The 22,133-nt window shown below is 59.8% G+C and carries 20 protein-coding genes and 1 pseudogene; 15 read left to right on the top strand and 6 right to left on the bottom strand.

All coding sequences use genetic code 11. The features are described from left to right. Positions 1-2: 2 nt before the first annotated feature. The 11 genes from OP496_RS09785 (at position 3) to OP496_RS09735 (ending at position 13,005) form a co-directional block, all read left to right on the top strand. A complete protein-coding gene (locus OP496_RS09785; protein ID WP_280563443.1) occupies positions 3-1,328 on the top strand; it encodes an enolase C-terminal domain-like protein in 1,326 nt (441 codons plus the stop codon). A gap of 63 nt (positions 1,329-1,391) precedes the next feature. After that, entirely contained in the window at positions 1,392-2,969 is a 1,578-nt protein-coding gene (locus OP496_RS09780) for an aldehyde dehydrogenase (NADP(+)) (RefSeq protein ID WP_280563442.1), read from the top strand. A gap of 211 nt (positions 2,970-3,180) precedes the next feature. Next, entirely contained in the window at positions 3,181-4,770 is a 1,590-nt protein-coding gene (locus OP496_RS09775) for an ABC-F family ATPase (protein WP_280563441.1), read from the top strand. A gap of 403 nt (positions 4,771-5,173) precedes the next feature. Next, entirely contained in the window at positions 5,174-6,184 is a 1,011-nt protein-coding gene (locus tag OP496_RS09770) for a TRAP transporter substrate-binding protein (RefSeq protein ID WP_280563440.1), read from the top strand. 119 nt (positions 6,185-6,303) lie between these two features. Beyond that, positions 6,304-6,783, top strand: a complete 480-nt coding sequence (locus OP496_RS09765; protein WP_280563439.1) for a TRAP transporter small permease — start codon at positions 6,304-6,306, stop codon at positions 6,781-6,783. Between the two features lie 4 nt (positions 6,784-6,787). Beyond that, entirely contained in the window at positions 6,788-8,068 is a 1,281-nt protein-coding gene (locus tag OP496_RS09760) for a TRAP transporter large permease (protein ID WP_280563438.1), read from the top strand. A 51-nt stretch (positions 8,069-8,119) separates the two neighbouring features. Beyond that, positions 8,120-9,256 carry a mandelate racemase/muconate lactonizing enzyme family protein gene (locus OP496_RS09755; RefSeq protein WP_280563437.1) on the top strand — a complete coding sequence of 379 codons (1,137 nt, stop codon included), beginning with the start codon at positions 8,120-8,122 and terminating at the stop codon, positions 9,254-9,256. A gap of 2 nt (positions 9,257-9,258) precedes the next feature. Continuing rightward, positions 9,259-10,122: an amidohydrolase family protein gene (locus OP496_RS09750; protein ID WP_280563436.1), complete on the top strand. Its 864-nt coding sequence runs from the start codon at positions 9,259-9,261 to the stop codon at positions 10,120-10,122. Positions 10,123-10,213: 91 nt separating this feature from the next. Beyond that, positions 10,214-11,014: an NAD(P)-dependent oxidoreductase gene (locus OP496_RS09745; RefSeq protein WP_280563435.1), complete on the top strand. Its 801-nt coding sequence runs from the start codon at positions 10,214-10,216 to the stop codon at positions 11,012-11,014. Positions 11,015-11,053: 39 nt separating this feature from the next. Beyond that, entirely contained in the window at positions 11,054-12,082 is a 1,029-nt protein-coding gene (locus OP496_RS09740) for an Ldh family oxidoreductase (protein WP_280563434.1), read from the top strand. A gap of 200 nt (positions 12,083-12,282) precedes the next feature. Beyond that, positions 12,283-13,005: a FadR/GntR family transcriptional regulator gene (locus tag OP496_RS09735; RefSeq protein ID WP_280563433.1), complete on the top strand. Its 723-nt coding sequence runs from the start codon at positions 12,283-12,285 to the stop codon at positions 13,003-13,005. A 72-nt stretch (positions 13,006-13,077) separates the two neighbouring features. Here OP496_RS09735 and OP496_RS09730 read toward each other — a convergent pair whose 3' ends face one another. Both OP496_RS09730 and OP496_RS09725 read right to left on the bottom strand, forming a co-directional pair. Continuing rightward, positions 13,078-13,605, bottom strand: a complete 528-nt coding sequence (locus tag OP496_RS09730) for a YgjV family protein (protein ID WP_280563432.1) — start codon at positions 13,603-13,605, stop codon at positions 13,078-13,080. 103 nt (positions 13,606-13,708) lie between these two features. Continuing rightward, positions 13,709-14,656, bottom strand: coding sequence for an AEC family transporter (locus tag OP496_RS09725; protein ID WP_280563431.1), 948 nt, complete (start codon positions 14,654-14,656; stop codon positions 13,709-13,711). A gap of 275 nt (positions 14,657-14,931) precedes the next feature. Between OP496_RS09725 and OP496_RS09720 the strand changes: the two genes are divergently transcribed. Both OP496_RS09720 and OP496_RS09715 read left to right on the top strand, forming a co-directional pair. After that, the gene (locus OP496_RS09720; protein WP_280563430.1) at positions 14,932-15,816 is read left to right on the top strand and encodes an alpha/beta hydrolase; all 885 of its coding nucleotides are present in this window, start codon (positions 14,932-14,934) and stop codon (positions 15,814-15,816) included. Positions 15,817-15,830: 14 nt separating this feature from the next. Beyond that, positions 15,831-15,950, top strand: a pseudogene (locus OP496_RS09715) (patatin); the annotation flags it as partial. A gap of 17 nt (positions 15,951-15,967) precedes the next feature. Here OP496_RS09715 and OP496_RS09710 read toward each other — a convergent pair. Further along, entirely contained in the window at positions 15,968-16,558 is a 591-nt protein-coding gene (locus tag OP496_RS09710) for a Smr/MutS family protein (RefSeq protein ID WP_280563429.1), read from the bottom strand. A gap of 128 nt (positions 16,559-16,686) precedes the next feature. Here OP496_RS09710 and prmB point away from each other — a divergent pair, with 128 nt between their 5' ends. Further along, positions 16,687-17,640 (top strand): 50S ribosomal protein L3 N(5)-glutamine methyltransferase, encoded by a 954-nt coding sequence (gene prmB, locus OP496_RS09705; RefSeq protein ID WP_280563428.1) that lies wholly within the window; start codon positions 16,687-16,689, stop codon positions 17,638-17,640. Between the two features lie 17 nt (positions 17,641-17,657). Beyond that, on the top strand, positions 17,658-18,743 hold the full coding sequence (gene aroC, locus OP496_RS09700) for a chorismate synthase (RefSeq protein WP_280563427.1): 1,086 nt from the start codon (positions 17,658-17,660) through the stop codon (positions 18,741-18,743). Positions 18,744-18,843: 100 nt separating this feature from the next. On the opposite strand, the gene OP496_RS09695 is transcribed toward aroC, so the two are convergent. The 3 genes from OP496_RS09695 to OP496_RS09685 are packed head-to-tail and all read right to left on the bottom strand — an operon-like array spanning position 18,844 to position 22,119. Next, on the bottom strand, positions 18,844-19,857 hold the full coding sequence (locus tag OP496_RS09695; RefSeq protein WP_280563426.1) for a GlxA family transcriptional regulator: 1,014 nt from the start codon (positions 19,855-19,857) through the stop codon (positions 18,844-18,846). Continuing rightward, positions 19,850-20,584, bottom strand: a complete 735-nt coding sequence (locus tag OP496_RS09690; RefSeq protein ID WP_280563425.1) for a class II aldolase and adducin N-terminal domain-containing protein — start codon at positions 20,582-20,584, stop codon at positions 19,850-19,852. The genes OP496_RS09695 and OP496_RS09690 overlap by 8 nt, the downstream gene beginning before the upstream one ends. 35 nt (positions 20,585-20,619) lie before the next feature. Beyond that, on the bottom strand, positions 20,620-22,119 hold the full coding sequence (locus OP496_RS09685) for an aldehyde dehydrogenase (protein ID WP_280563424.1): 1,500 nt from the start codon (positions 22,117-22,119) through the stop codon (positions 20,620-20,622). Positions 22,120-22,133: the final 14 nt, after the last annotated feature.

The raw sequence follows: 22,133 nt of genomic DNA, 5'->3' as shown, positions 1-22,133 counted from the left end.
CAATGTTTCCCAAAGTCCAAAGCACGCACATCGTCCCCGTGGCCGGCTACGATGGCTTCCTGCTCAACTTGAGCGGTGGCCACGCGCCTTGGTTCATCCGCTGTGTGGTGATTCTCGAAGACGATGCAGGCAATAAGGGTGTGGGAGAAATCCCCTCGAGCGCGGGTATTCTCAATGGGTTGGAGCAGTGCCGGGAGCTGGTCGAGGGATCGCGTGTCACTGATATCAAGAAGACACTCAGCCAAGCGAAACAGCTTTTGGCAAAGAACGGACGAGAAGAACGCGGTCGTCAGACGTTTGATCTGCGCGTGGCAGTGCATGTGCTCACGGGTATCGAATCCGCGCTATTCGACCTGTTGGGCCAGGCGTTGGGCATGCCGGTGGCGGATCTATTGGGGCAATACGGTCGTCAGCGCGACGAAGTCGAGGCATTGGGGTACCTGTTCCTGCTCGGCGATCCGGATAAGACCGACTTGCCTTATCCCAAGGCCGATAATCCGCAGGATGCTTGGGATGACGTGCGCCGCAAGGAGGCGCTGACACCTGAGGCCGTTGCCAATCTGGCCAAGGCCGCCTATGAGCGTTATGGCTTCAAGGACTTCAAGCTCAAGGGCGGCGTGCTGAGCGGTGAGCAAGAGGCTGATTGCATTCGCTCGTTACATGAGGCATTTCCCGAGGCACGGCTGACCCTCGATCCCAATGGCGCCTGGTCGCTCGACGAAGCGGTACGGGTGCTGGAGCCGGTCAAACATTTGTTGAGCTACGCTGAAGATCCCTGCGGTCAGGAGGGCGGTTTCTCCGGTCGCGAGACCATGGCGGAGTTCAAGAAGCGCACCGGCTTGCCTACCGCGACGAATATGATCGCCACTGATTTCAAACAGTTGCAGTATGCCGTGCAGCTCAATTCAGTTGATATCCCCCTTGCGGATTGCCATTTCTGGACCATGCAGGGCGCGGTGATGGTCGGCGAGCTGTGTAATGAGTGGGGCATGACCTGGGGCTCGCACAGCAACAATCATTTCGATATCTCGCTGGCGATGATGACGCATGTAGCGGCGGCCTGCCCGGGTGAGATCACGGCCATCGATACCCACTGGATCTGGCAGGACGGACAGCGTATTACCCAGAAACCGTTCCAGATTCGCGATGGCAAGCTCAAGGTGCCGTCTACTCCAGGACTCGGCATCGAACTGGACGAGGAGAAGTTGATGGAAGCTCATCAGCTTTACAAGAGCCTCGACGTGACACAGCGCAACGATGCCATGGCGATGCAGTATCTGATTCCGGGGTGGGAGTTCGATCCCAAGCGTCCGGCTCTAGTGCGCTGATACTTTCCGTGAAGCTTGATTTGAATGGTGCCTCTTTCGGCACTCTACGATAGGAGTAACTGTATGAATCTAGAAGGAAAGCAGGTAATCGGCCAGCAGCTCGTCCAAGGCAGCCGTGATCCGATCCAAGCGGTCAATCCGGCCACCAACGAGCGCCTCGACCCGGCCTATCCGGGCGGTACGCAAGTGGAAGTCGAACGTGCCTGCGAACTTGCCTGGAGCGCCTTCGATACCTATCGCGAGACCTCGCTCGAGGATCGCGCCAAGTTCCTCGAAACCGTCGCCGATGAGATCGAAGCGATCGGTGACGATCTGATCGAGCGCGCCGTGGCCGAGTCAGGGCTGCCCCAGGCGCGCATACAGGGTGAACGCGGCCGTACCTGCGGTCAGCTACGCATGTTCGCGCGCGTCGTGCGTGCCGGTGAATGGCTCGACGTCCGTGTCGACCCGGCACTGCCGGATCGTCAGCCGATGCCGCGTGTCGACCTGCGCCAACGCCACATCGCGCTCGGCCCAGTCGTCGTCTTCGGCGCCAGTAACTTCCCGCTGGCGTTTTCCGTCGCCGGTGGCGACACTGCTTCCGCTCTGGCAGCAGGCTGTCCGGTCATCGTCAAGGCGCATGCCGCACACCCGGGCACCAGCGAGATGGTTGGCCGCGCAATCCAGTCTGCAGTCAAGAAGTGCAGCCTGCCGGAAGGCGTATTCTCACTGATATTCGGTTCTGGCCGCGAGGTAGGTACTGCCTTGGTCACTGACTCGCGCGTCAAGGCAGCTGGCTTCACTGGTTCGCGCAGCGGTGGTCTGGCCTTGTGGAAAGCGGCTCAATCGCGCGATGAGCCGATTCCGTTCTATGCCGAGATGAGCTCGATCAATCCGGTCTTCCCTCTGCCGGCAGCGCTCAAGGCACGCGGCGAAGAGATGGGCAAGGCATTCGCAGGGTCGCTCAACATGGGCGCGGGCCAGTTTTGCACTAATCCGGGCCTGGTCATCGCGATCAAGGGGCCGGAACTCGATGCGTTCCTTTCTGCCGCGGGTGAGGCGGTCAAGGGCAGTGCGCCGCAAACCATGCTGACGCCGGGCATTCATGAAGCCTATGAGAACAGTGTCCGCGCGCTGGTAAGTAATGGCAAAGCAAGGGAAGTGGCACGCGGCGAGCAGGGCGAAGGTCCGAACCAGTGCCAAACTGGCTTGTTCGTGACCGCAGCGCAGGACTTCTTGAGCGACGAAGCGCTACAGGGTGAAGTGTTTGGTTCCACCTCGTTGGTCGTTGAATGTGCCGATGAGGCTGAACTTGCGAAAGTAGCCGAGCACCTGGAAGGCCAATTGACCGTGACGTTGCAAATGGATGACGCTGATCTCGATGCGGCGCGGCAGTTGTTGCCGGCGCTCGAGCGCAAGGCGGGTCGTATTCTGGTCAACGGTTGGCCGACCGGCGTTGAAGTGTGTGATGCGATGGTTCATGGCGGTCCGTTCCCGGCAACGTCGGATTCACGCACTACGTCCGTGGGGACGGCGGCGATCTATCGCTTCCTGCGTCCGGTCTCCTATCAGAACCTACCTGACGGCCTTCTGCCAGACGCGATGAAGCAGAGCAATCCGTTCAAGCTGAATCGCCTGGTCGACGGTAAACGCGAGAGTTGATGCCCGGCGTCGCTATCGACGCCCTTCGGGTACTCAAGGCCACTCTTCGGAGTGGCCTTTTTGCTTGCGTTCCACATGACCGTGTCCTTGGAGGATGGCGCTGACGCCGATCGTTGCTAGCGCGTACAATGCCGCTTCGACATAGGTTGGGGCTCGTTTCACCGGCTCCGCCGTCGCTTCATTCACGCCGTTTCCCGCGAGAACCCCGATTTTGCTCTCTACCGCCAACATAACCATGCAGTTCGGCGCCAAGCCGTTATTCGAAAATGTCTCCGTCAAGTTTGGAGAGGGCAACCGCTATGGTCTGATCGGTGCCAATGGTTGCGGCAAGTCTACCTTCATGAAAATTCTGGGTGGCGACCTGGAGCCTACCAACGGCAAGGTCATGAAGGACGCCACCACACGGCTCGGTAAGCTGAGTCAGGACCAGTTCGCGTTCGAGAACGAGCGTGTCATCGACACCGTGATCATGGGGAACACGGAACTTTGGGAGGTGACTGCCGAGCGCGAGCGTATCTATTCGCTGACTGAGATGTCCGAGGAAGATGGCATGAAAGTCGCCGATCTCGAGGTGCGCTACGCCGAACTCGAGGGATATACGGCAGAGGCGCGCGCGGGGGAGTTGCTGCTCGGCCTCGGTATCCCCCTTGCGCAGCATACCCAGCCGATGAGTGTGGTGGCGCCGGGCTGGAAATTGCGCGTACTGCTGGCACAGGCACTGTTCAGTGACCCCGACGTGCTGCTCCTCGATGAGCCGACCAACCACTTGGATATCAACACCATCCGGTGGCTGGAAGAGATTCTACGTTCACGTAGCTCGACCATGATCATCATTTCTCATGACCGCCACTTCTTGAATAGCGTCTGCACTCATATGGCGGACCTCGACTACGGCGAGCTGACGCTGTTTCCGGGGAACTATGATGAGTATATGACCGCGGCTACCCAAGCACGGGAGCGCTTGCATGCCGAGAACGCCAAGAAGAAGGCAGAGATCGCCGAGCTGCAGCAATTCATCAGCCGCTTCTCGGCCAATGCCTCCAAGGCCAAGCAGGCCACGTCGCGCCAACGCAAGATCGACAAGATTCAGTTTGATGAGGTCAAGCCGTCGTCACGCGTCAGCCCGTTCATTCGCTTCGAGCAGACCAGAAAGATACATCGAAATGCGTTGAACGCGGAGAAGCTCTCCAAGGCGTGGGGTGACAACGTGCTATTCGAACGCTTCGATTTGCAGGTCGAAGCCGGCGAGAGAGTCGCCATCATCGGACCCAACGGGATTGGTAAGACGACCCTGCTGAACTGTCTGGTGGGCACTATGACACCGGATTCGGGTGAGGTGAAATGGACCGATGCGGCAGAAGTTGGCTACTTCGCCCAGGATCACGCCGATGATTTCGAAGGCGGTGAGACGCTTTTCGAATGGATGCGGCAGTGGACCACGGAAGGTGAGCAGACCGTACGCGGAGCGCTGGGCCGGATGCTGTTCTCCAGCGATGACATCGGTAAGTCGGTCAAGGTGATCTCCGGGGGCGAACAGGGGCGGATGCTGTTCGGTAAGCTGGCGTTGCAGAAACCCAACGTGCTGGTGATGGATGAACCTACCAACCACCTTGACATGGAGTCGATAGAAGCGCTCAACCTGGCGCTGGAGAACTATCCCGGCACCTTGATCTTCGTCAGTCATGACCGCGAGTTTGTCGGTTCCTTGGCGACTCGCATCATTGAGATGAAGGACGACGGTATCGCCGACTTCAGCGGCAGTTATGATGACTATCTGCGCAGTCAGGATATCTACGCTTAACCGCAAAGGCTGTCCTTCTCTCCCCACCCCTCCCCCGCGACCAGCGGATACGACGGGCCTTAAAGGGTAGCTTTCGACCAACGCATGCCGCTTGCAGCATGCGTTGGTGCATCGTAACTGCCGATAGGGTATATCAACCCAGGTTTCCACGCTGCATTTCGTTATCTTAGCCTAATGTCTATACGCCATTCCAGTATGATGTATGACAACATGCGTTAAAGAACCTAGACTTATGGGGAGATGAAACATCTCAATGCCTAGCTTATCAGGGGAGGTAATTATTTAAATCGGGATGGCATTGATTTTTAATCGTTGATGGTTTTAAGCAATAAAGGAGTGCGCTAATTAATCAGTATGGTCAGTTGAAAATAACGCAACAATATGAACCATAAGGAGCAACGTCATGCAGACCAACAAAAGACTCAAGATGACAAGCCATGTAAAAGCAGCAGCGATGATCGGTATGCTGTTGAGTGTTTCTATTTCGGCGGCTGTACAAGCGGACAGCTGGCGTGGATGGAATGTCCACCCACCTAGCTACCCGAATGGTAAAGCCCTGGAAAGCTTTGCCAAGGAAGTCGCCGAGAAGACCGACGGTCGTGTCGAGCCCAAGGTCTATCATAACGCGGTGCTGGGCGATCAGCCGGACGCTATCGAGCAGGTTCGTAGCGGTGCGCTGGACTTTGCCAACTTTAATATGGGGCCGATGGGGCCAATCGTGCCCGCCACTAACGTTCTTTCACTGCCGTTCATTTTCAAAAGCCCCGAGGACATGTACCGCATCATGGATGGTGAGATCGGTGACCGCTTCGCCGATGCACTGGCCAAGAAAAACCTGATCGCGCTGTCTTGGTTTGGCTCTGGGGCGCGTAGCCTCTACAACACCGATCATCCGGTGAAGACGCCCGACGACGTCGAGGGCCTCAAGTTCCGCGTCATGAATAATGACCTCTATGTACAGATGATCGATGAGATGGGCGGTAACGCGACGCCGATGGCTTATAGTGAAGTCTATCAGTCGCTCAAGACCGGGGTCATCGACGGTGCTGAGAACAATTACCCATCCTATGAGTCCAGCGGTCACTACGAGGTGGCAAAGTACTACTCACTGACCGAGCACCTGATCCTGCCGGAGTGTTTGTGTGTCGCCAAGGCCAGCTGGGAAGAGCTCAGCGATGAAGACCAGCAGGCTGTACGACAAGCGGCTGAAGATGCCGCCAAAAAGCAGCGGCAACTCTGGGAAGAAAGTGTCCAGAAGAGTAGGCAGAAGGTCCTAGATGCCGACGTGAAGATCAATGAGGTAGATGATAAATCGGCATTCCAGACCAAGATGCAGCCGATTTACGATGAATTCATCCAGGAGCATCCGGATCTGGAGTCGCTGGTGACGGATATCCAAGCCGCCCAGAAGTGATCCGTTAGTTCTACGAAATGCTCCGGGGGTATTTCCTCCGGGGCGTCTTGAAAGGATTGAATATCGTGAGCTCATATCCCGACCAATTGAGTGACCAGGGGGAGGAACCGCCACTTCCTATGGCAGTAGATCGCCTCCTGGATAGCATTGCGAAGCTGTGCATCATTATCTCGGGCATCCTGCTAGTTTTTTTGATAGTAACATTTGGTTATCTGGTATTCGGTCGTTACGTTCTCAACGACACACCAACATGGGTGGAGCAGTCCTCACTGCTGATTGTCGTCTACGTCACGTGTTTAGGAGCGGCTGCTGGCGTACGCAATAATACTCACCTGAGCATCGATTTCGTCCGCGAAGGGTTACCGGTTTTGCCGCGCGAAGTCATGCGCTATATCGCCGACTTCTTCGTGGCTATTTTCGGGGGGTTCATGGCTTGGCAGGGTTGGGTTCTTGTCATGGATAACCTCGATCGTGCAATCCCAATGATCGGTCTTTCCGAAAGCTGGCGTGCGGTACCGCTGACGATATGTGGCCTACTGATGGTTCTCTTTTCGGTTGTCAATATCGCCCAACGTCTCATGAAGTACAGGAGGAAGTGACACCATGGGACTGATTATTCTGTTTGGTATTTTCTTTCTGGGGCTGATCGTCGGTGCACCAGTGGCCTTTGCCGTGGGACTGGCGTCAGTCGTTACGTTCCTTTACGAGGGACTACCACTTTTCGTCGGTTTTCAGCGGATTCTTTCGGGTATTTCTGTCTTCTCGTTACTGGCCATACCGTTCTTCATTTTTGCCGGGGAGCTGATGCTGCATGGCGGCATATCCACTCGTCTGGTTCGGCTGGCCTCGGCAGCGGTGGGGCGCGTGCGTGGCGGGTTAGGTATGGTCAATGTCAGCTCGTCAATGTTGTTTGGCGGTATTTCGGGCTCGGCGGTTGCCGACACCTCGGCGCTTGGTTCGATTCTCATTCCGGTCATGAAGGAAAAGGGTTATGACGCCGACTACGCCGTCAACGTGACCGTTACTTCGTCGGTTGCTGGCGTAGTGATTCCGCCCAGCCACAACATGATCCTCTACGCTGTCGCGGCGGGTGGTGGCATCTCGATCACTCAGCTGTTTATCGCTGGCATCGTCCCGGGCGTACTGATGTGTCTGGCATTGGCGGTGGCTGCCTACCTCGTGGCGGTTAAACGGGGCTATAAGGGGGAACCGTTCCCTGGCTGGATATCATTGCTCGTCAGTTTCGTGGCAGCGTTGCCTGGACTTCTGACAGCAGTGATCATCGTCGGTGGTGTACTCTCTGGGATTCTGACGGTGACCGAGTCCGGTGCTTTTGGTGCGATCTATGCCATTGTCGTGACAGGGCTGGTCTATCGCGAGCTGCGTTGGGAGCCCTTCAAGCAGGCCGTTTATCAGGCCGTTCGTACGACCTCACTTGTCATGATTCTGGTGGGATGTGCCTCAGCCTTTTCCTACTTACTGGCGCTGTACAGTGTGCCGCAACTGCTGACTGATGCGCTGCTTGAGATTTCCGACAACCCTTACGTCATCTTGCTGATGCTCAATCTGCTTTTGCTTGGGCTCGGAATGATCATGGACATGGCGGCGCTGATCTTGATCTGCACCCCCATTTTCCTGCCCGTTGCTCAGCAGTTCGGGATGGATCCTATTCAGTTCGGCATCATGATGATGATGAACCTAGGGTTGGGGCTTTGTACGCCTCCCGTTGGGGCATGCCTCTTTGTTGGAAGCGTGATTGGCAAGATCAAGATCGAACACGCGGTACGCACCATTTGGCCGTTCTATCTGGCGCTCTTCCTTGTACTGATGCTAGTAACCTATGTGCCGTCAATATCGCTGACATTGCCTAGTTTCTTTCAGTAGTAAGTGTCTTCCAGTGATGAGTTTCTTCTATCCGCTTATGAGTTATTCGATATGAAGATCGAAAAAGTATATACACATATTCTCGATTATAAGCTCGAACAGGCCTTTGAAAGCGCGTCCATGCGTTTTGACAGACGCCAACATTGCCTGGTCGAAATCGTCTGTGATGATGGCACCATCGGTTGGGGTGAATGCTTGGGACCTGCCAAGCCCAATGCCGCTGTGGTGAGTGCGTATTCGGCGGCACTCATCGGATGCAATCCGCTGGAAACGGAAAAGCTGTGGCTCGAACTCTACAATCGCCTGCGCGATCAGGGACAACGTGGTCTGACTGTGACGGCGCTAAGCGGTATCGATATCGCACTCTGGGATATCAAGGGTAAGCGCTATGACGCGCCGGTATCTGAATTGCTGGGCGGACGTTTTCGTGAATCCGTACGTGCATATGCCACTGGCTCGTTCAAACGTGACGGTGTCGATCGTGTCCAGGACACGGCCGAGGAAGTCGCTGGTTATGTTCGCGACGGCTTTCACGGCGTGAAGATCAAGATCGGCTTCGATGTCGAGGAAGATTTGAAGGTCATCGCTGCCGCGCGCGAGTCGCTGGGTCCCGAGGGGCGCCTGATGATCGATGCCAACCATGGGTACGACCTGCTTGAGGCGATAGATGTGGGCAAGCGTGCCTCGGCCTTGGGCGTGGATTGGTTCGAAGAGCCGGTGTTGCCGGAGCAGATTTCCACCTATCACGCGGTGCGTGATGGGCAGCCGATTCCCGTGGCGAGTGGTGAAAATTGGCATGGTCGTTATGCCATGTTGGAGCCGCTGCAAACCCGTGCGGTGGATATCGTGCAGCCGGATGTCTGCAGCGTGGGAGGGGTTTCGGAAATGCGCCGTATCGTCGATATGGCGGCGATGTTCGGCGTTCGCCTGGTGCCACATGTGTGGGGAACGGCAGTGAGTCTGGCTGCGAGTCTGCAGAGCATGGCAGCGTTGCCACCTAATCCGCCTCGTCGTCGCCCTCGGGAGCCGATCATGGAGTTTGATCGAACGCATAATCCATTTCGTCAGGCGGTCGTCACAACGCCGCTTGAGCATGCTGGCGGTGTCATGCAGATCCCCGATGGGCCTGGTCTGGGCATTGAGATCGACCGTGATGCATTGCGCCAATTCGCTTTGAAGGAGGCATGAGCGTGTCAGAGATTCCTGCCAACACCCGACCGCTCGAAGGTCCGGCGCCCAAGCTCACGGCGCCGGCCGGAGCGACCGACTGTCATATTCACCTGTATCTGCCGGGCTTCGATGCCCAGCCCGGTGGTCCAAAGATTCCCGAGCTGGCAACGGTCGAGGATTACCGAAAGCTCCAGCGATGGCTGTCGCTCGAGCGTGTCGTCGTCACCCAGCCCAATGCGTATCAGCGTGACAATAGCGCTCTACTAGCGGCGCTCGATCAGTTGGGCACGCAAGCGGCCCGCGGCGTTGCTGCGGTAACGCCCGATACACCGGACAGCGACCTTGAGGCCTGGCATGAAAAGGGCGTGCGCGGCGCGCGGATCATGAATCTACCAGGTGGTGCGGTCACCAACGCTGAGATGCTCGCCGTCGAGAAGCGCATCCGGCCATTGGGCTGGCATCTGATGGTGCAGTTCAACGGCTGCGAGCTGGACGATTATCTCGACGACCTGCGGCGTATCGAAGGCGAGTACATCATCGATCATATCGGTAAGTTCATGCCACCCGTAGCGCCGGACGATCCTCGGGTCGACGAAATCCTGCGGCTGCTGGACCGTGGCAATGCCTGGTTCAAGATCTGCGCCGGCTACGAAGCCAGCCAGACCGGCGGTCCCGACTATGCGGATATCGGGGCAATTGCCAAGCGGGTCATCGCACATGCCCCCGAGCGCATCATCTGGGGTTCCAATTGGCCGCATGTCGGCGTGCCCCGCGAGCAGTACCCCGACGATGCCGAGCAACTCGATGTGTTGCTCGAGTGGGCATCGGCCGAGCAGCGCCAACGGATTCTCGTTGACAATCCGGCGCGTCTTTACGGTTTCTAGAGATCGCTATCACCGTTGAATGAGCGCGCATGCATGCGGTCACGCTCATGTGTATTGATCGCGCGGACTGAATATTGAAGGAGGATATGACATGTTGAATCGAATCTTGGTGACAGGTGCGGCCGGTGGCGTGGGTAAAGCGATCCGCCCGTACTTGGATCAACTGGCACACAAAGTGCGCCTGTCGGATATTGCCGACCTTGGCGAGGCCGCCGGGCATGAAGAGTTGGTGCCCTGCGACCTCGCCGATGCTCAGGCCGTGAATGAGCTGGTCAGGGACTGCGATGGGATCATTCACCTTGGCGGCGTCTCGGTGGAAAAACCCTGGAGCGATATTCTCCAGGCCAACATCATCGGGGCTTACAATCTTTACGAAGCGGCTCGAAACCTCGGAAAGCCGCGCATCGTGTTTGCCAGCTCCAACCACACCATCGGCTTCTACCCACGTACGATACGCATCGATACCGAGGTGCCGCGTCGTCCCGACTCATTGTATGGTCTGTCCAAGTGCTTCGGCGAGGACCTGGCGAGCCTGTATTACCACAAATTCGATATCGAGACCCTCAGCGTGCGTATCGGTTCTTGTTTCCCCAAGCCGAAAGATACGCGAATGATGGCCACCTGGTTGAGCGTCGAGGATTTCATGCGCTTGATGAAACGCGCCTTCGTGGCCCCCAAGCTGGGTTGTACCGTCGTTTATGGCGCGTCGGCGAACACTGAGTCGTGGTGGGATAACAGCAAATCAGCATTTCTCGGCTGGGCCCCGCAGGATAGTTCGGAACCTTGGCGGATCGAGGTCGAGGAAGAGGCCGGCGAGATCGATCCAAATGACCCGACGGTGCTGTATCAGGGTGGCAAGTTCGTTGCGGCCGGACATCCGGATGACACTTGAAATGCTGCATGGTGATCTATCTACCGACGGGAGGCGTCCATGAATGACTCAACAAGACTGTCGCTCGATGAGGCATGGGCGCTGAGCGTCGATGTTCTTGAGCAAAATGGCTTCTCCAAGGACCAAGCGGCCGCCATTGCGCGTAGTGTAGTGGCGGCGCAGCGCGACGAGTGCCATTCACACGGTTTATACCGACTCCTTGACTGCGTACGTACCGTTCGCTTTGGTGGTGTCGATCCGCGTGCCGTCCCCGAGGTGGCTGACCAGGCGCCGGGCGTGGTGAATGTCGATGCGCGCGGCGGCTGTTCGCTACTGGCCTTCGAGACCGCTCGGCAACCTCTGATCGAGAAGGCGCGTGCCACTGGCGTGGCGGCGCTTGCTGTCAACAATGCCTTCCACTTTTCGGCGTTGTGGCCCGAGGTGGAGTCCTTGGCCGAACAGGGCTTGGTCGCGTTGGCGATGACGCCGAGCCATGCCTACGTCGCGCCAGCGGGTGGCCACTCGCCATTATTGGGGACTAACCCCATCGCATTTGCCTGGCCGCGGCCGGAGGGCGTGCCCTTCGTCTTCGACTTTGCTACCAGTGTGGTCGCACGCGGCGAGGTTGAACTGCATCGACGGGCCGGTGAGTCGATTCCGGAAAATTGGGCGATCGATGCAGCGGGGCAGCCGACGACTGATCCAGAGGCGGCGTTGGCCGGAGCGCTGCTCCCTTTCGGTGGCCACAAGGGGGCAGCATTGTCGATCATGATCGAGCTCCTGGCGGGGCCCCTCATCGGTGACAGACTGGGGCATCAAACTCATCCGGCCGATGGTAGCGGAGAGGGGACACCGCAGCATGGTGAATTCATCCTGGTCATGGACCCTCAGGCTTTCCTCGGTACGGATGCTGAAACGCGTTTACAGCAGGCCGAAGCCTTGTTCGAGGGTATCACCGCCCAAGGCGCTCGCTTACCATCGCAGCGACGGCATGCGGCCAGGGAACGTAATCAAAGCGAGGGCGTGACAATTCCCGCTGGGCTGTATGCGGAACTGGTTCAGTTGAGGGATGGTGACGTTCAAGCGTGAGCAAGGGCGCGCGTCCCTCGTCACGCAGATGAAAAAAACGGATGCTGGCTCCATCGTCTACGCGAGTCTCACTGTCACGCAGTGCAGTGTTGTCACAGCGATGTAGTATTTGATTCCGGGGCGGGGAGTCGATCTCACGCGCTTGGTGTTGATCAGCCGAATGCATCAAGAGTAAATGACCATTATGCGAAATATGCACTATGAATTCACTTGACGTTAAACGTGTCTCCCAGCAGGGGAGCTTGTCTCAGCAGGTTTCTCAGCAACTTGAGGCGATCATTTCAAAGGGCAATATCCCGGTGGGGGACAAGCTGCCTCCAGAGAATGGCTTGTGCGAGATGTTTGGTGTCAGTCGCACGGTCGTTCGGGAGGCGATTACCCATCTCAAGTCGCTGGGGTTGGTCGAAACGCGTCGCGGGATCGGCACGCGGGTGCTGCGTGCGGCACCGGAGGAAGCGTATCCCGCTAAACAAATCAGCCTGACCACGGTCGAGGATATTCTAGGAATTCTCGAATTACGTTTGACCCTGGAGCCGGAAGCCGCCGCCCTGGCGGCATTGCGGCGCGACGAGACGGATATTGAACGGCTTCGTCAGGCGCATGGGCGCTTCATCGAGGCGTTCCAGCACCAGTCCCAGGCGCGGGAAGAAGACTTTGCGTTCCACTTCGCGGTGGCCCAGGCCACGCATAATCCGGCATTCACCACGGTGTACGAGCAGTTGAACCTGGGCGCGATTCCACGCGCCAAGCTGCTTTCCGTCGAGCTCGACACGGCAGCGACGCATCGTTATCTGGAGCGTGTCGCCGAGGAGCATGCCGATATTCTCGAGGCGATTGGCGCCGGCGACTCGGACGCGGCCCGCGACGCAATGCGTCATCATCTGAGCCGTGCGAGTAATACCTATGCTTCCTATCGGGCGTGACACCGTGCGTTGGCACATGGCGACCCTAAACCGGTGACCTTGGCGTCTCGGATGACGCCCGGACCGATATGTTCATTCGAACGCTTGTGGGTAGCGACGCCTGGCACGCTCCAGTCGATAAATAGTGATGGCGTTGGTAACGAATACCAGCGCCTCGGCGAGCATTCCGCCCACTGAGCCTACCAGAGCATGGCTAAGAAACCACGACAATGCTGCGAGCCCCAGGCAGATGCGCATGGATATGCCGTGAAATAGAAACATACCCACCGTTCCCACCGTCATCGCCACGATGGCAGGCAAATCCGCCCATCCTTGCCAGGTCAACAGCGCCGCCACACCGCTGGTGACAAGCACGCCAGTCATTACTTGCTTACTACCCGGGTAACGTCGTGCCAGCGCGATGCGCACGATCACCAGCACCGTCAGCGCCGCTGCCGTCCAGCTCTCGAAAAGGACGAACTGCAGTGCGAAAGCCACGTTCGCGGAGAGCAATAAGCCCATCAGCCGCTCATCTCGCTTGCTGGCGAAGGCCAGCAGGCAGAGTATCAGCGAGATCACACCGAAGAATTGCCCGGCGAGTGCGCTATAACTGTCAAGCATGCAGCGGCTGACTCCTTGTCATTGCCATATCCGCTCAACTCATTTGCGACAAGGACCGCAAACGCTTGGCCAATATGGTGAAGCCTCATGGTGAGAGCCGGTTTTAGATCCAGCCCACTAGTTTCAGTATGAATACCCCGGCGCTGAGGGTGAACAGCGAGGCGACGGTGGTGATGACGATGATATTGGCGGCGAGCTTGGCATTGGCATGCGCGGCCTTGGCCATGACGAAACTCGCCGCAGCACCGGGGCTGCCGAAGAAGAGAAAGAGAATGCCCAACTCGCGTCCACGATAGCCCAGCGCGAAGGCGCCCAGCACGCCGAGAAGGGGGATCCACACGACTTTCCAGAGGCTGGCATCCAGTGCCAGGCCGCTACTGCGCTTGACGGATGTGAACGACAGCGTGCCGCCGATGCAGACCAAGGCCAGGGGTAGCGACATGGCGCCGAAGTAATCGCCTGAAGTGAGCAGCCATGCGGGCAGATCGATATGGAAATACGCAAAGGGGATCGCCAGCAAGACGCCCAGAATGAGTGGATTCTTGGCGATATGCTTGAGAATTGTGCCGAGGCCTGATCGCGCACCCGCACTGTAATAGGCCAGAATGATCGCCGCCAGTACGTTGTAAACGATGATGATACCGCCGACCAGGATGCTGCCCAGCGAGAGGCCGTAGTCACCGTATTGGTTGGCGGCAAGCGCCAAGCCGACGATCCCGCAATTGCCGCGAAAGGCCCCTTGCGTGAAGACGCCGCGCTCCTCATGGGGGCAGCGCCGGATGGACCAGCCCCAGGCGAGGAAGAAGCTCAGTACCGAAAAGCCCAGAAAATAAACGATCAGCCCTGGTTGCAGGGCGACGTCCAGATCGGCGCGAACGATGCTCAGAAAAATCAGTGTCGGCATGGTGGCGCGGAACACCAATGCCGAGGCCATGGAAATGAAGTGCGCGTCGATCCAGCCGATGCGTTTGAAGACGATCCCCAGAAACACCATGGCGAAGACGGGCAGCGTGACTTGCAGCGTATGCGAGAAAACGGCCAGCAGGTCCATGCGCTATCAGCTTCCTTGTCTTGCGAGGACGAAGCCCACGATGATGGCGGCGGCCACGACGAGCCAAAATAGGGTGTTGCGTAGACGAGTGGGACGGGGTGATCGAGATCTTGGCACGCAGGGTTCCTTGTTCCTTGGTCGGCTTGGGAAACGAAAAGGTTTATGGTAAACCCGTTAGCCTGCTAGGCCCAGTGCCGCGCTTCAAACCGTCCCATGACCGATGAAGAGGGCGGCGTGGCGAGCGGGCCCTCGATCGATCAACTGTGGGAGTCTCCATGCGCGAAGTAGAATCTCTTAATCTGGCCCATGGGCGCCTCGCGGGCCTGGCCTGGGGCGATGCCGACGCGCCCGTGTGGTTGGCGCTGCATGGCTGGCTGGATAACGCCGAGAGCTTTTCGCGCTTGGCGCCGTTGCTGGTCGAGCGTCTGGGGATTCGCATCGTCGCGATCGACTTCCCTGGCCACGGGCGCTCGCAGCCGCGTGCTGAAGGCGGGGACTATCCGATCTGGGAATATACGCTGGACGTGTTGGACGCACTCGATGCATTGGGACTCGATGACGCGCCGCTGCTGGCGCATTCGATGGGGGCGGCTGTCTCGTGTCTGGTGGCGGCTGCGATGCCGGAGCGTGTCGCTCGGTTGGTGCTGATCGATGGCTTGGGCACCTTGACCACCGAGGTCGACGACACCGCCAAGCAACTGCGCATGGGCTTGCTCCAGCGCCGTCGCTCGCGCTCCATGGTGCCGCGCTATCCTGATGAGGCCACCGCCATCGCGGCGCGCGTGGCGGGCGGCGTGACGCCTATCGATACTGACACGGCGGCTCCCCTGGTGCGCCGCAATCTGGATGTGGAAGACGATGGACACGTGCGCTTGCGCTCCGACGGTCGCTTGCTGCGTCCATCGTTGGTGCGCTTTACCACCGAACAGATGCTGTCGCTACTCAACACCATCGAAGCCCCGGTACTGTTGATCGAGGGCGAGCAGGGCATTCTCTCCGAGCGTGCCTACGCCCAGCGGGCCCGTGACGCCATCGCTCGGCTAACGCGCGTGATGCTGCCCGGGGGACATCATCTGCATCTCGAGGCGCACGCTGTCGATGCCGTGGCCGACGCTATCGTTGCCGACTCGGATGAGACGACGAGGCGTCATGAGTCGTGAAGGAGAACGCCGATATGGGCAAGCGAGTTGCGTTGGTGCTGGGAAGTGGTGGCGCGCGTGGCTATACGCATATCGGCGTGATCGACGAGCTAGTGGCTCGCGGGTACGAGATCGCCGCCATTTCGGGCTGCTCGTGGCCGGTGGCGGTCGATCATACGGCATCGCCGCGTCGACGGAGCAAGATATAGACCGCCCCGGTGCCGCCATCCGCATCACGTGCCGAGCAGAAGGCGAGCACCGCAGGCCATTCGCGTAGCCAGGCATTGACGTGGCTCTTGATGACTGGGTAATCGTCGTCCTTGCCCAGTAGCGATGAGCGGGCCTTGCCGTGTACCACGAGTACGCAACGCCAGCGTTGCCCGTGGGCGTCGTGAAGGAAGGTCTCGAGTTGCTCGCGTGCCTCGCTGACGGTGTAGCCATGAAGGTCCAGGCCGGCTTCCCACTCGATATTGCCGCGCTTGAGCTGTGTCCGCGTCCGGTAGGGAAGATCGGGGACCGCGAAGTCCAGTGCCTCGCTGGGGCGCACAGGCTCGACACGCCCATCACTGGTGCGGCTGGTGGGCGCTTGGATGTCGGCGCTGGTGGCGGCCGCACGGCGCTCCGCTACGGCATCGTCGTCGTGGCGGCGCGGGCGTCCGGTATCGGCGCGGTTGGTATGCAGGTGATGCACACCGGTGTCTTCCAGCGCTTGACGAAACACGTTGATATCGGCGTCGTCGGGCTGACCACGGCGTCGGCTCATGACGATACTCCCCAGGCGGCACGGTCGGTTGAAAGGTCACCCAGTATAGCGACTTGCCCACGGCTGTGAACCGGCGCGCGCTCCGGGTACAATCGCCGATTCCATGGAACCGCTTAACAGGATGCTTCGTGCCTGCTTCCCGACCGACCGCCGTTTCCACGCTGACCCTCGATGACCCATCACTTGCCGAAGGGCTGGTGTCGCTGCGTGATTGCCTGCGCTGGGCGACCAGTGAATTCAATGCGCACCGCCTGCATTTCGGGCATGGCACGGCCAGTGCTTGGGACGAGGCGGTGGGGCTGGTGCTGGGCGCGCTGCATCTGCCCTGGGATGTCGATCCGGCGGTGCTCGACGCTCGCCTGTTGCCGCTCGAGCGCCATCGGATCGTGAGCCTGGTGCGCCAGCGTATCGAACAGCGCACGCCGTTGCCTTATTTGCTGGGCGAGGCCTTTTTCGCCGGCCATCCCTTCGAGGTCGACGAGCGGGTACTGATCCCGCGCTCGCCGATTGCCGAGTTGGTCGAGGACGGTTTCGCGGCCTGGTTTCCTCAGTGGTCGCCGACGCGGGTGCTGGACTTGTGCGCCGGTTCCGGTTGCATCGGCATCGCCACGGCGCTATACCTGCCTACGGCCGAGGTTGATCTGGTCGATATCAGCCCCGAGGCGGTGGAGGTGGCCAAGGCCAATATCGTGCATCACGATGTTGGCAAGCGTGTGCGTGCGGTGACCTCGGATCTGTTTGCCGGCGTAGTCGGTCAGCGCTATGACATCATCGTCTCCAACCCTCCCTATGTGGACGCGCGTGACCTGGCGGGCATGCCCACTGAGTTCCGCCACGAGCCGAGCCTGGCCCTGGCGGCGGGCGACGATGGTCTGGATATCGTGCGCCGCATGCTGTGCGAGGCGCGTGAACATTTGACCGACGATGGCGTGTTGATCGTCGAAGTGGGCAATTCCGCCCGGCATCTCGACGCGGCGTTTCCCGAAGTCCCATTCTTGTGGCTCGAGTTCGAGCGCGGCGGCGAGGGCGTATTTGCACTGACCGCTGCTGAGCTCGACCAATATGCGGCATCGTTCGCCTGATCGTTGAGGAGCGCGGAATGTCCGGCAATACCTTTGGCAAGTTGTTCACCGTCACGACCTTTGGCGAAAGCCACGGCGAAGCGCTAGGCGCCATCATCGACGGATGCCCACCGGGGGTCGAGCTCGATGCCTCGGATTTGCAGCATGATCTGGATCGGCGGCGGCCGGGCACCTCGCGGCATACCACGCAGCGCCGCGAACCCGATCAGGTGCGCATCCTCTCGGGCGTTTTCGAGGGTGTGACCACCGGCACGTCGATTGGCCTGTTGATCGAGAATACCGACCAGCGCTCCAAGGACTATTCGAAGATCAAGGATCAGTTCCGACCCGCGCATGCCGACTACACCTATCATCACAAGTACGGGATTCGTGATTATCGCGGCGGTGGGCGTTCGAGCGCCCGCGAAACGGCCATGCGTGTCGCCGCCGGGGCTATCGCGCGCAAGTACTTGGCGTCGCAGGGTATCCGTGTACGTGGCTATATGAGCCAATTGGGCCCCATCGGCATCGACTTCAAACAGTGGGACGCCGTCGATAGCAACCCGTTCTTTTGTCCCGACCCGGATAAGGTGCCCGAACTCGAGGCCTTCATGGACCAGTTGCGCCGCGATCAGGACAGTGTCGGTGCGCGGATTACCGTCGTTGCCGAGGGCGTGCCGGTGGGGCTTGGCGAGCCGGTCTTCGACCGCCTGGATGCCGAACTGGCTCATGGTTTGATGAGCATCAACGCTGTCAAGGGCGTGGAAATCGGCGATGGCTTCGCCGCGGTGGCAAGCCGCGGCAGCGAGAATCGCGATGAGATGACGCCCGAGGGTTTTCTCTCCAATCATGCCGGGGGTGTGTTGGGCGGCATCAGTTCCGGTCAGGCGCTGATCGCGCACCTGGCGCTTAAACCGACTTCCAGCATCACCCAACCAGGGCGCTCCATCGATATCCACGGCGAGCCGGCTGAGGTCGTCACCAAGGGACGCCATGACCCATGCGTAGGTATCCGAGCCACGCCCATCGCCGAGGCGATGATGGCGCTCACATTGATGGATCACTTCTTGCGCCAGCGCGGCCAGAACGCCGATGTCGAGGTGGACACGCCACGCTTGAGATAGGCGTGGCGTTGAGGCTCTCTTGTTAGGCAGGCTGCTTCGAATCGATGCGCAAACGGCCCCCGGAAGATAGCGATTTGTCGTGACGACGGCGGGGTGCCGCTCAGCGCTTGACGGGAAAGAGGCGCACCGGGACCACTGGTGCGTCTCGCGATTGCAGGCGATCGTCACTGGGGGCGCAGTCGAAGAAGCGCCGGTAGACCCGTGAAAAGTGCTCTAGTGAACCGAATCCCGCGCAATTGGCGACTTCTGCCACGCTCAGGTCGGTTTGCTGCAGTAGTCGATGCGCGCGATTGATGCGCAGCCACAGATAGTAACGAATCGGCGAGACACCGAGTTCGGCCTTGAAGCGCCGCTCCAATTGGCGCGGAGAGAGCCCGACGAGAGCGGCCATCGCCGGCGCCGAAAGCGGGGCTTCAAGGGTGCGGCGCATAGTACGTATCACCTTGCGCAACTGCGCCGAGGTCTCGACGTGATGCTCGGGCGCTGCCGACAATTGTTCGCTGTCGTCGCGACGCTGGCGGCGTTCCAGCAAGTGGTTGCGCAACTCTTCCATGTAGGGGGATTCCACGCGCGGGGTGAGCCAGGCGAACATCATGTCGAGCACGGCGGTACCACCGGCGCAGCTCAACCGCTGGCCCGCGATGCGATAAAGATCGCGGGTGGCCTGGATACGCGGGTAAAGCTCGCGAAAGCCTTCCAGGTTATCCCAGTGCACGGCTACCTGATGGTCGTCGAACACGCCCGCTGCGGCTAGCACTTCGCTGCCCATCTCGATGCCTCCCAGTGCCACGCCGGCCGCCGCGCACTGGCGCAGCCACATGGCGATGCGTTTATCGCCGGTATATGTCTTGGTTTCGAAACTGGCAAGGACGAAGACGCTATCCAGCTCGGCCGGCGTGGGCCACTCGGTAGCCACGCTTAGAGGTACGCCGTTGGAGGCGGCGACCGTGGCATCGCTGCCCAATAATTGCCACTTGAAGCGCGGCTCCTGAGCCAGCCAGTTGATAATGAACAACGGATCCAGCATCGCGCCCAGGCCGGCAAAGGAAAACTGCGGCATCAACAGGATCGCGATGCGTTCTGGGGCTGGCGTTGTGCGCTGCGTATTAATCACGATAGTCGGGCGCATCGCGGTCGAGCAGGCGCATCAAGGCGGCAAGGTGCATGTGCGCCGAGCCTTGTGTCAGATAGTCTTCCCATTGCTGTGCAGTCTTGCGAGCGATCTCGGGGGCAACCGGGCGCACGGGAAGGCCGCTGGCACGAGCCACCAGATAGGAGCGGCAGGCACGCTCGAAGTAGTAGAGGTGGTCGAAGGCTTCGGCGACGTCCCGGCCGGTGGCGACCACGCCATGATTGCCGAGCAGGAGAATAGGTGCCGTGTCGGCCAACTCACCGAGACGCTCCGCCTCCTCGTCGAGGCCCATGCCGTCGAACCCGGCGTCGATATGCACGCGTTCGAAGAAGCGCATGGCATTCTGTTCCACCGGAGGCAGTTCCGGTGTCTCCAAGCAAGCCAGGGCGGTGGCATAAAGGGAGTGGGCATGCATGACGCATCCCACACCACGGCCCTGACGATGCATGGCGCCATGAATGGCCCAGGCGGTGGGATCGATGGACTCGGGGCGTTGCGCGGCGCTGGCATCCACCTCGACGAGGTCGCTGGCACGCATTTCCGCGAAATGACGCCCCTCGGGGTTGACCAGAAAGCGCTTGCCGTCTGCCTGGGTGGCCAGGCTGCAATGATTGGCGACCCCTTCGTGCATGTCGAGGCGGGCCAGCCAGCGGAAAGCACACGCCAGTTGTTCGCGGGGTGTACCGGGAAGCTCGGTAGCAGTCGTCATGTAACGCTCCTGTGTCGATGGCGAAACCGAGGCCATCAATAGTGGATCCAGCGCGTCTTGAGCGCCATGTATTTGTGCATGCCGGCCAGCGCGTAGTCGCGGCCGATGCCTGATTGCTTCATGCCGCCGAAGGGCGTCTGCGGGCTGACGGCATCGACGCCATTGACCGTCACGGTGCCGGCCTGTAGAGCATCGCAAAGGCGATGGGCGCGTCCCAGGTCGGCGGTCCACAGGGACGCCGCCAAACCATACTGGCTGGCATTGGCCAATGTCACGCCCTGGCGTTCATTGCTGAAGCGCGTCACGCTGAGCACCGGGCCGAAAATCTCCTCCTGGAAGAGCCGATGGTGCGACTCGACATCGATGAACACCGTGGGGGCGACGAACAAAGCGCCGCCTGCCGCCTGCTGCGTCTCGCCGCCGCACAACAGCGTGGCTTCACGCTTGCCGACCGCCAGGTAGTCGCGGACCTTGTCGAACTGCGCTTGGCTGACGAGCGGGCCGAGCGTCGTCGCCGGATCGAGCGGGTCCCCCGGCACGAGCGCCGCGATGCGGTCCTGCAAGGCCTCGAGGAAACGCTCGGCGATACCGTCTTGTAACAACAGGCGCGAATGCGCCGAGCAGACCTGGCCAGCGTTGGTGAAGATACCGGCCACGGCGTTGTCCACGGCGGCATCCAGGTCGGGGCAATCGTCGAACACCAGATGCGGGCTCTTGCCGCCGCATTCCAGCCACACGGGTTTCATGTTGGATTCGCCCGAGTAGACCAGAAAGCGTTTGCCGATCTCGGTGGAGCCGGTGAAGCCGAGCGCGTCGACATCCGCATGCCGGCCCAGCGCTTCGCCGGCAATATGCCCGTATCCCGGCACGACATTGAGTACACCGGGCGGCAGGCCGGCCTGGGTCGCGAGTTCCGCCAGGCGCAGTGCGGAGAGCGACGATTCCTCGGCGGGCTTGAGCACCACGCTATTGCCGGCGGCCAGCGCGGGAGCCAGTTTCACCGACGCGTTATGCAGGGGAAAGTTCCAGGGCACCACGGCGGCGACGACGCCAAGCGGCTCGTGAGCGACCGTAGCCTGCACGTGATTCGGGCTAGGGGCAAGCTGGTCATAGCATTTGTCCTGAAGCTCGCCGAACCAGTCGAATAGCAAGGCCGCTTCCTCGACGTCGTCCAGGGCTTCGTGGATACACTTGCCGACTTCCAGGCTGTCGAGCAGGGCCAGTTCCTCGGCATGATCGCGCACGTGGGCGGCAAGCGTCTGCAAGCACCGGCGGCGTGTCGTCGGTTCGGCACGTGACCAGTCACCGGTATCGAACGCTCGGCGTGCCGCGTCGACCGCGACATCGATATCCTCCGGGCTGCAGGCCGCGATCGCTGTCAGCGACTTGCCCGTCATGGGATTGATCGACGCGAGCGATTCATTCTGGCGCGTCACATAGCGGTGACCGTCGATGTAGGCGGCACCATCCAGCGAAAGGGCGGCGGCACGACGTTGCCAGTCGGCGTGGGTGATGGACATGGGAGAGGAAGACATAAACATACCTTGGC

This window comes from Chromohalobacter sp. 48-RD10 (genome assembly GCF_029889785.1).
Taxonomy (GTDB): Bacteria; Pseudomonadota; Gammaproteobacteria; order Pseudomonadales; family Halomonadaceae; genus Chromohalobacter.
This window is presented reverse-complemented; position numbering and strand designations above follow the sequence as displayed.

What these genes read in the sequence shown, in the direction of transcription:
- OP496_RS09785 (WP_280563443.1), top strand. Translation starts at nt 3, where the DNA reads ATGTTTCCCAAAGTCCAAAGCACGCACATCGTCCCCGTGGCCGGCTAC.
- OP496_RS09690 (WP_280563425.1), bottom strand. Translation starts at nt 20,584, where the DNA reads ATGACGACTGCTACCGAGCTTCCCGGTACACCCCGCGAACAACTGGCG.
- OP496_RS09740 (WP_280563434.1), top strand. Translation starts at nt 11,054, where the DNA reads ATGAATGACTCAACAAGACTGTCGCTCGATGAGGCATGGGCGCTGAGC.
- OP496_RS09745 (WP_280563435.1), top strand. Translation starts at nt 10,214, where the DNA reads ATGTTGAATCGAATCTTGGTGACAGGTGCGGCCGGTGGCGTGGGTAAA.
- OP496_RS09730 (WP_280563432.1), bottom strand. Translation starts at nt 13,605, where the DNA reads ATGCTTGACAGTTATAGCGCACTCGCCGGGCAATTCTTCGGTGTGATC.
- OP496_RS09765 (WP_280563439.1), top strand. Translation starts at nt 6,304, where the DNA reads ATGGCAGTAGATCGCCTCCTGGATAGCATTGCGAAGCTGTGCATCATT.
- OP496_RS09710 (WP_280563429.1), bottom strand. Translation starts at nt 16,558, where the DNA reads ATGAGCCGACGCCGTGGTCAGCCCGACGACGCCGATATCAACGTGTTT.
- OP496_RS09755 (WP_280563437.1), top strand. Translation starts at nt 8,120, where the DNA reads ATGAAGATCGAAAAAGTATATACACATATTCTCGATTATAAGCTCGAA.
- OP496_RS09725 (WP_280563431.1), bottom strand. Translation starts at nt 14,656, where the DNA reads ATGGACCTGCTGGCCGTTTTCTCGCATACGCTGCAAGTCACGCTGCCC.
- aroC (WP_280563427.1), top strand. Translation starts at nt 17,658, where the DNA reads ATGTCCGGCAATACCTTTGGCAAGTTGTTCACCGTCACGACCTTTGGC.
- OP496_RS09760 (WP_280563438.1), top strand. Translation starts at nt 6,788, where the DNA reads ATGGGACTGATTATTCTGTTTGGTATTTTCTTTCTGGGGCTGATCGTC.
- OP496_RS09720 (WP_280563430.1), top strand. Translation starts at nt 14,932, where the DNA reads ATGCGCGAAGTAGAATCTCTTAATCTGGCCCATGGGCGCCTCGCGGGC.
- OP496_RS09770 (WP_280563440.1), top strand. Translation starts at nt 5,174, where the DNA reads ATGCAGACCAACAAAAGACTCAAGATGACAAGCCATGTAAAAGCAGCA.
- OP496_RS09735 (WP_280563433.1), top strand. Translation starts at nt 12,283, where the DNA reads ATGAATTCACTTGACGTTAAACGTGTCTCCCAGCAGGGGAGCTTGTCT.
- OP496_RS09685 (WP_280563424.1), bottom strand. Translation starts at nt 22,119, where the DNA reads ATGTCTTCCTCTCCCATGTCCATCACCCACGCCGACTGGCAACGTCGT.
- OP496_RS09780 (WP_280563442.1), top strand. Translation starts at nt 1,392, where the DNA reads ATGAATCTAGAAGGAAAGCAGGTAATCGGCCAGCAGCTCGTCCAAGGC.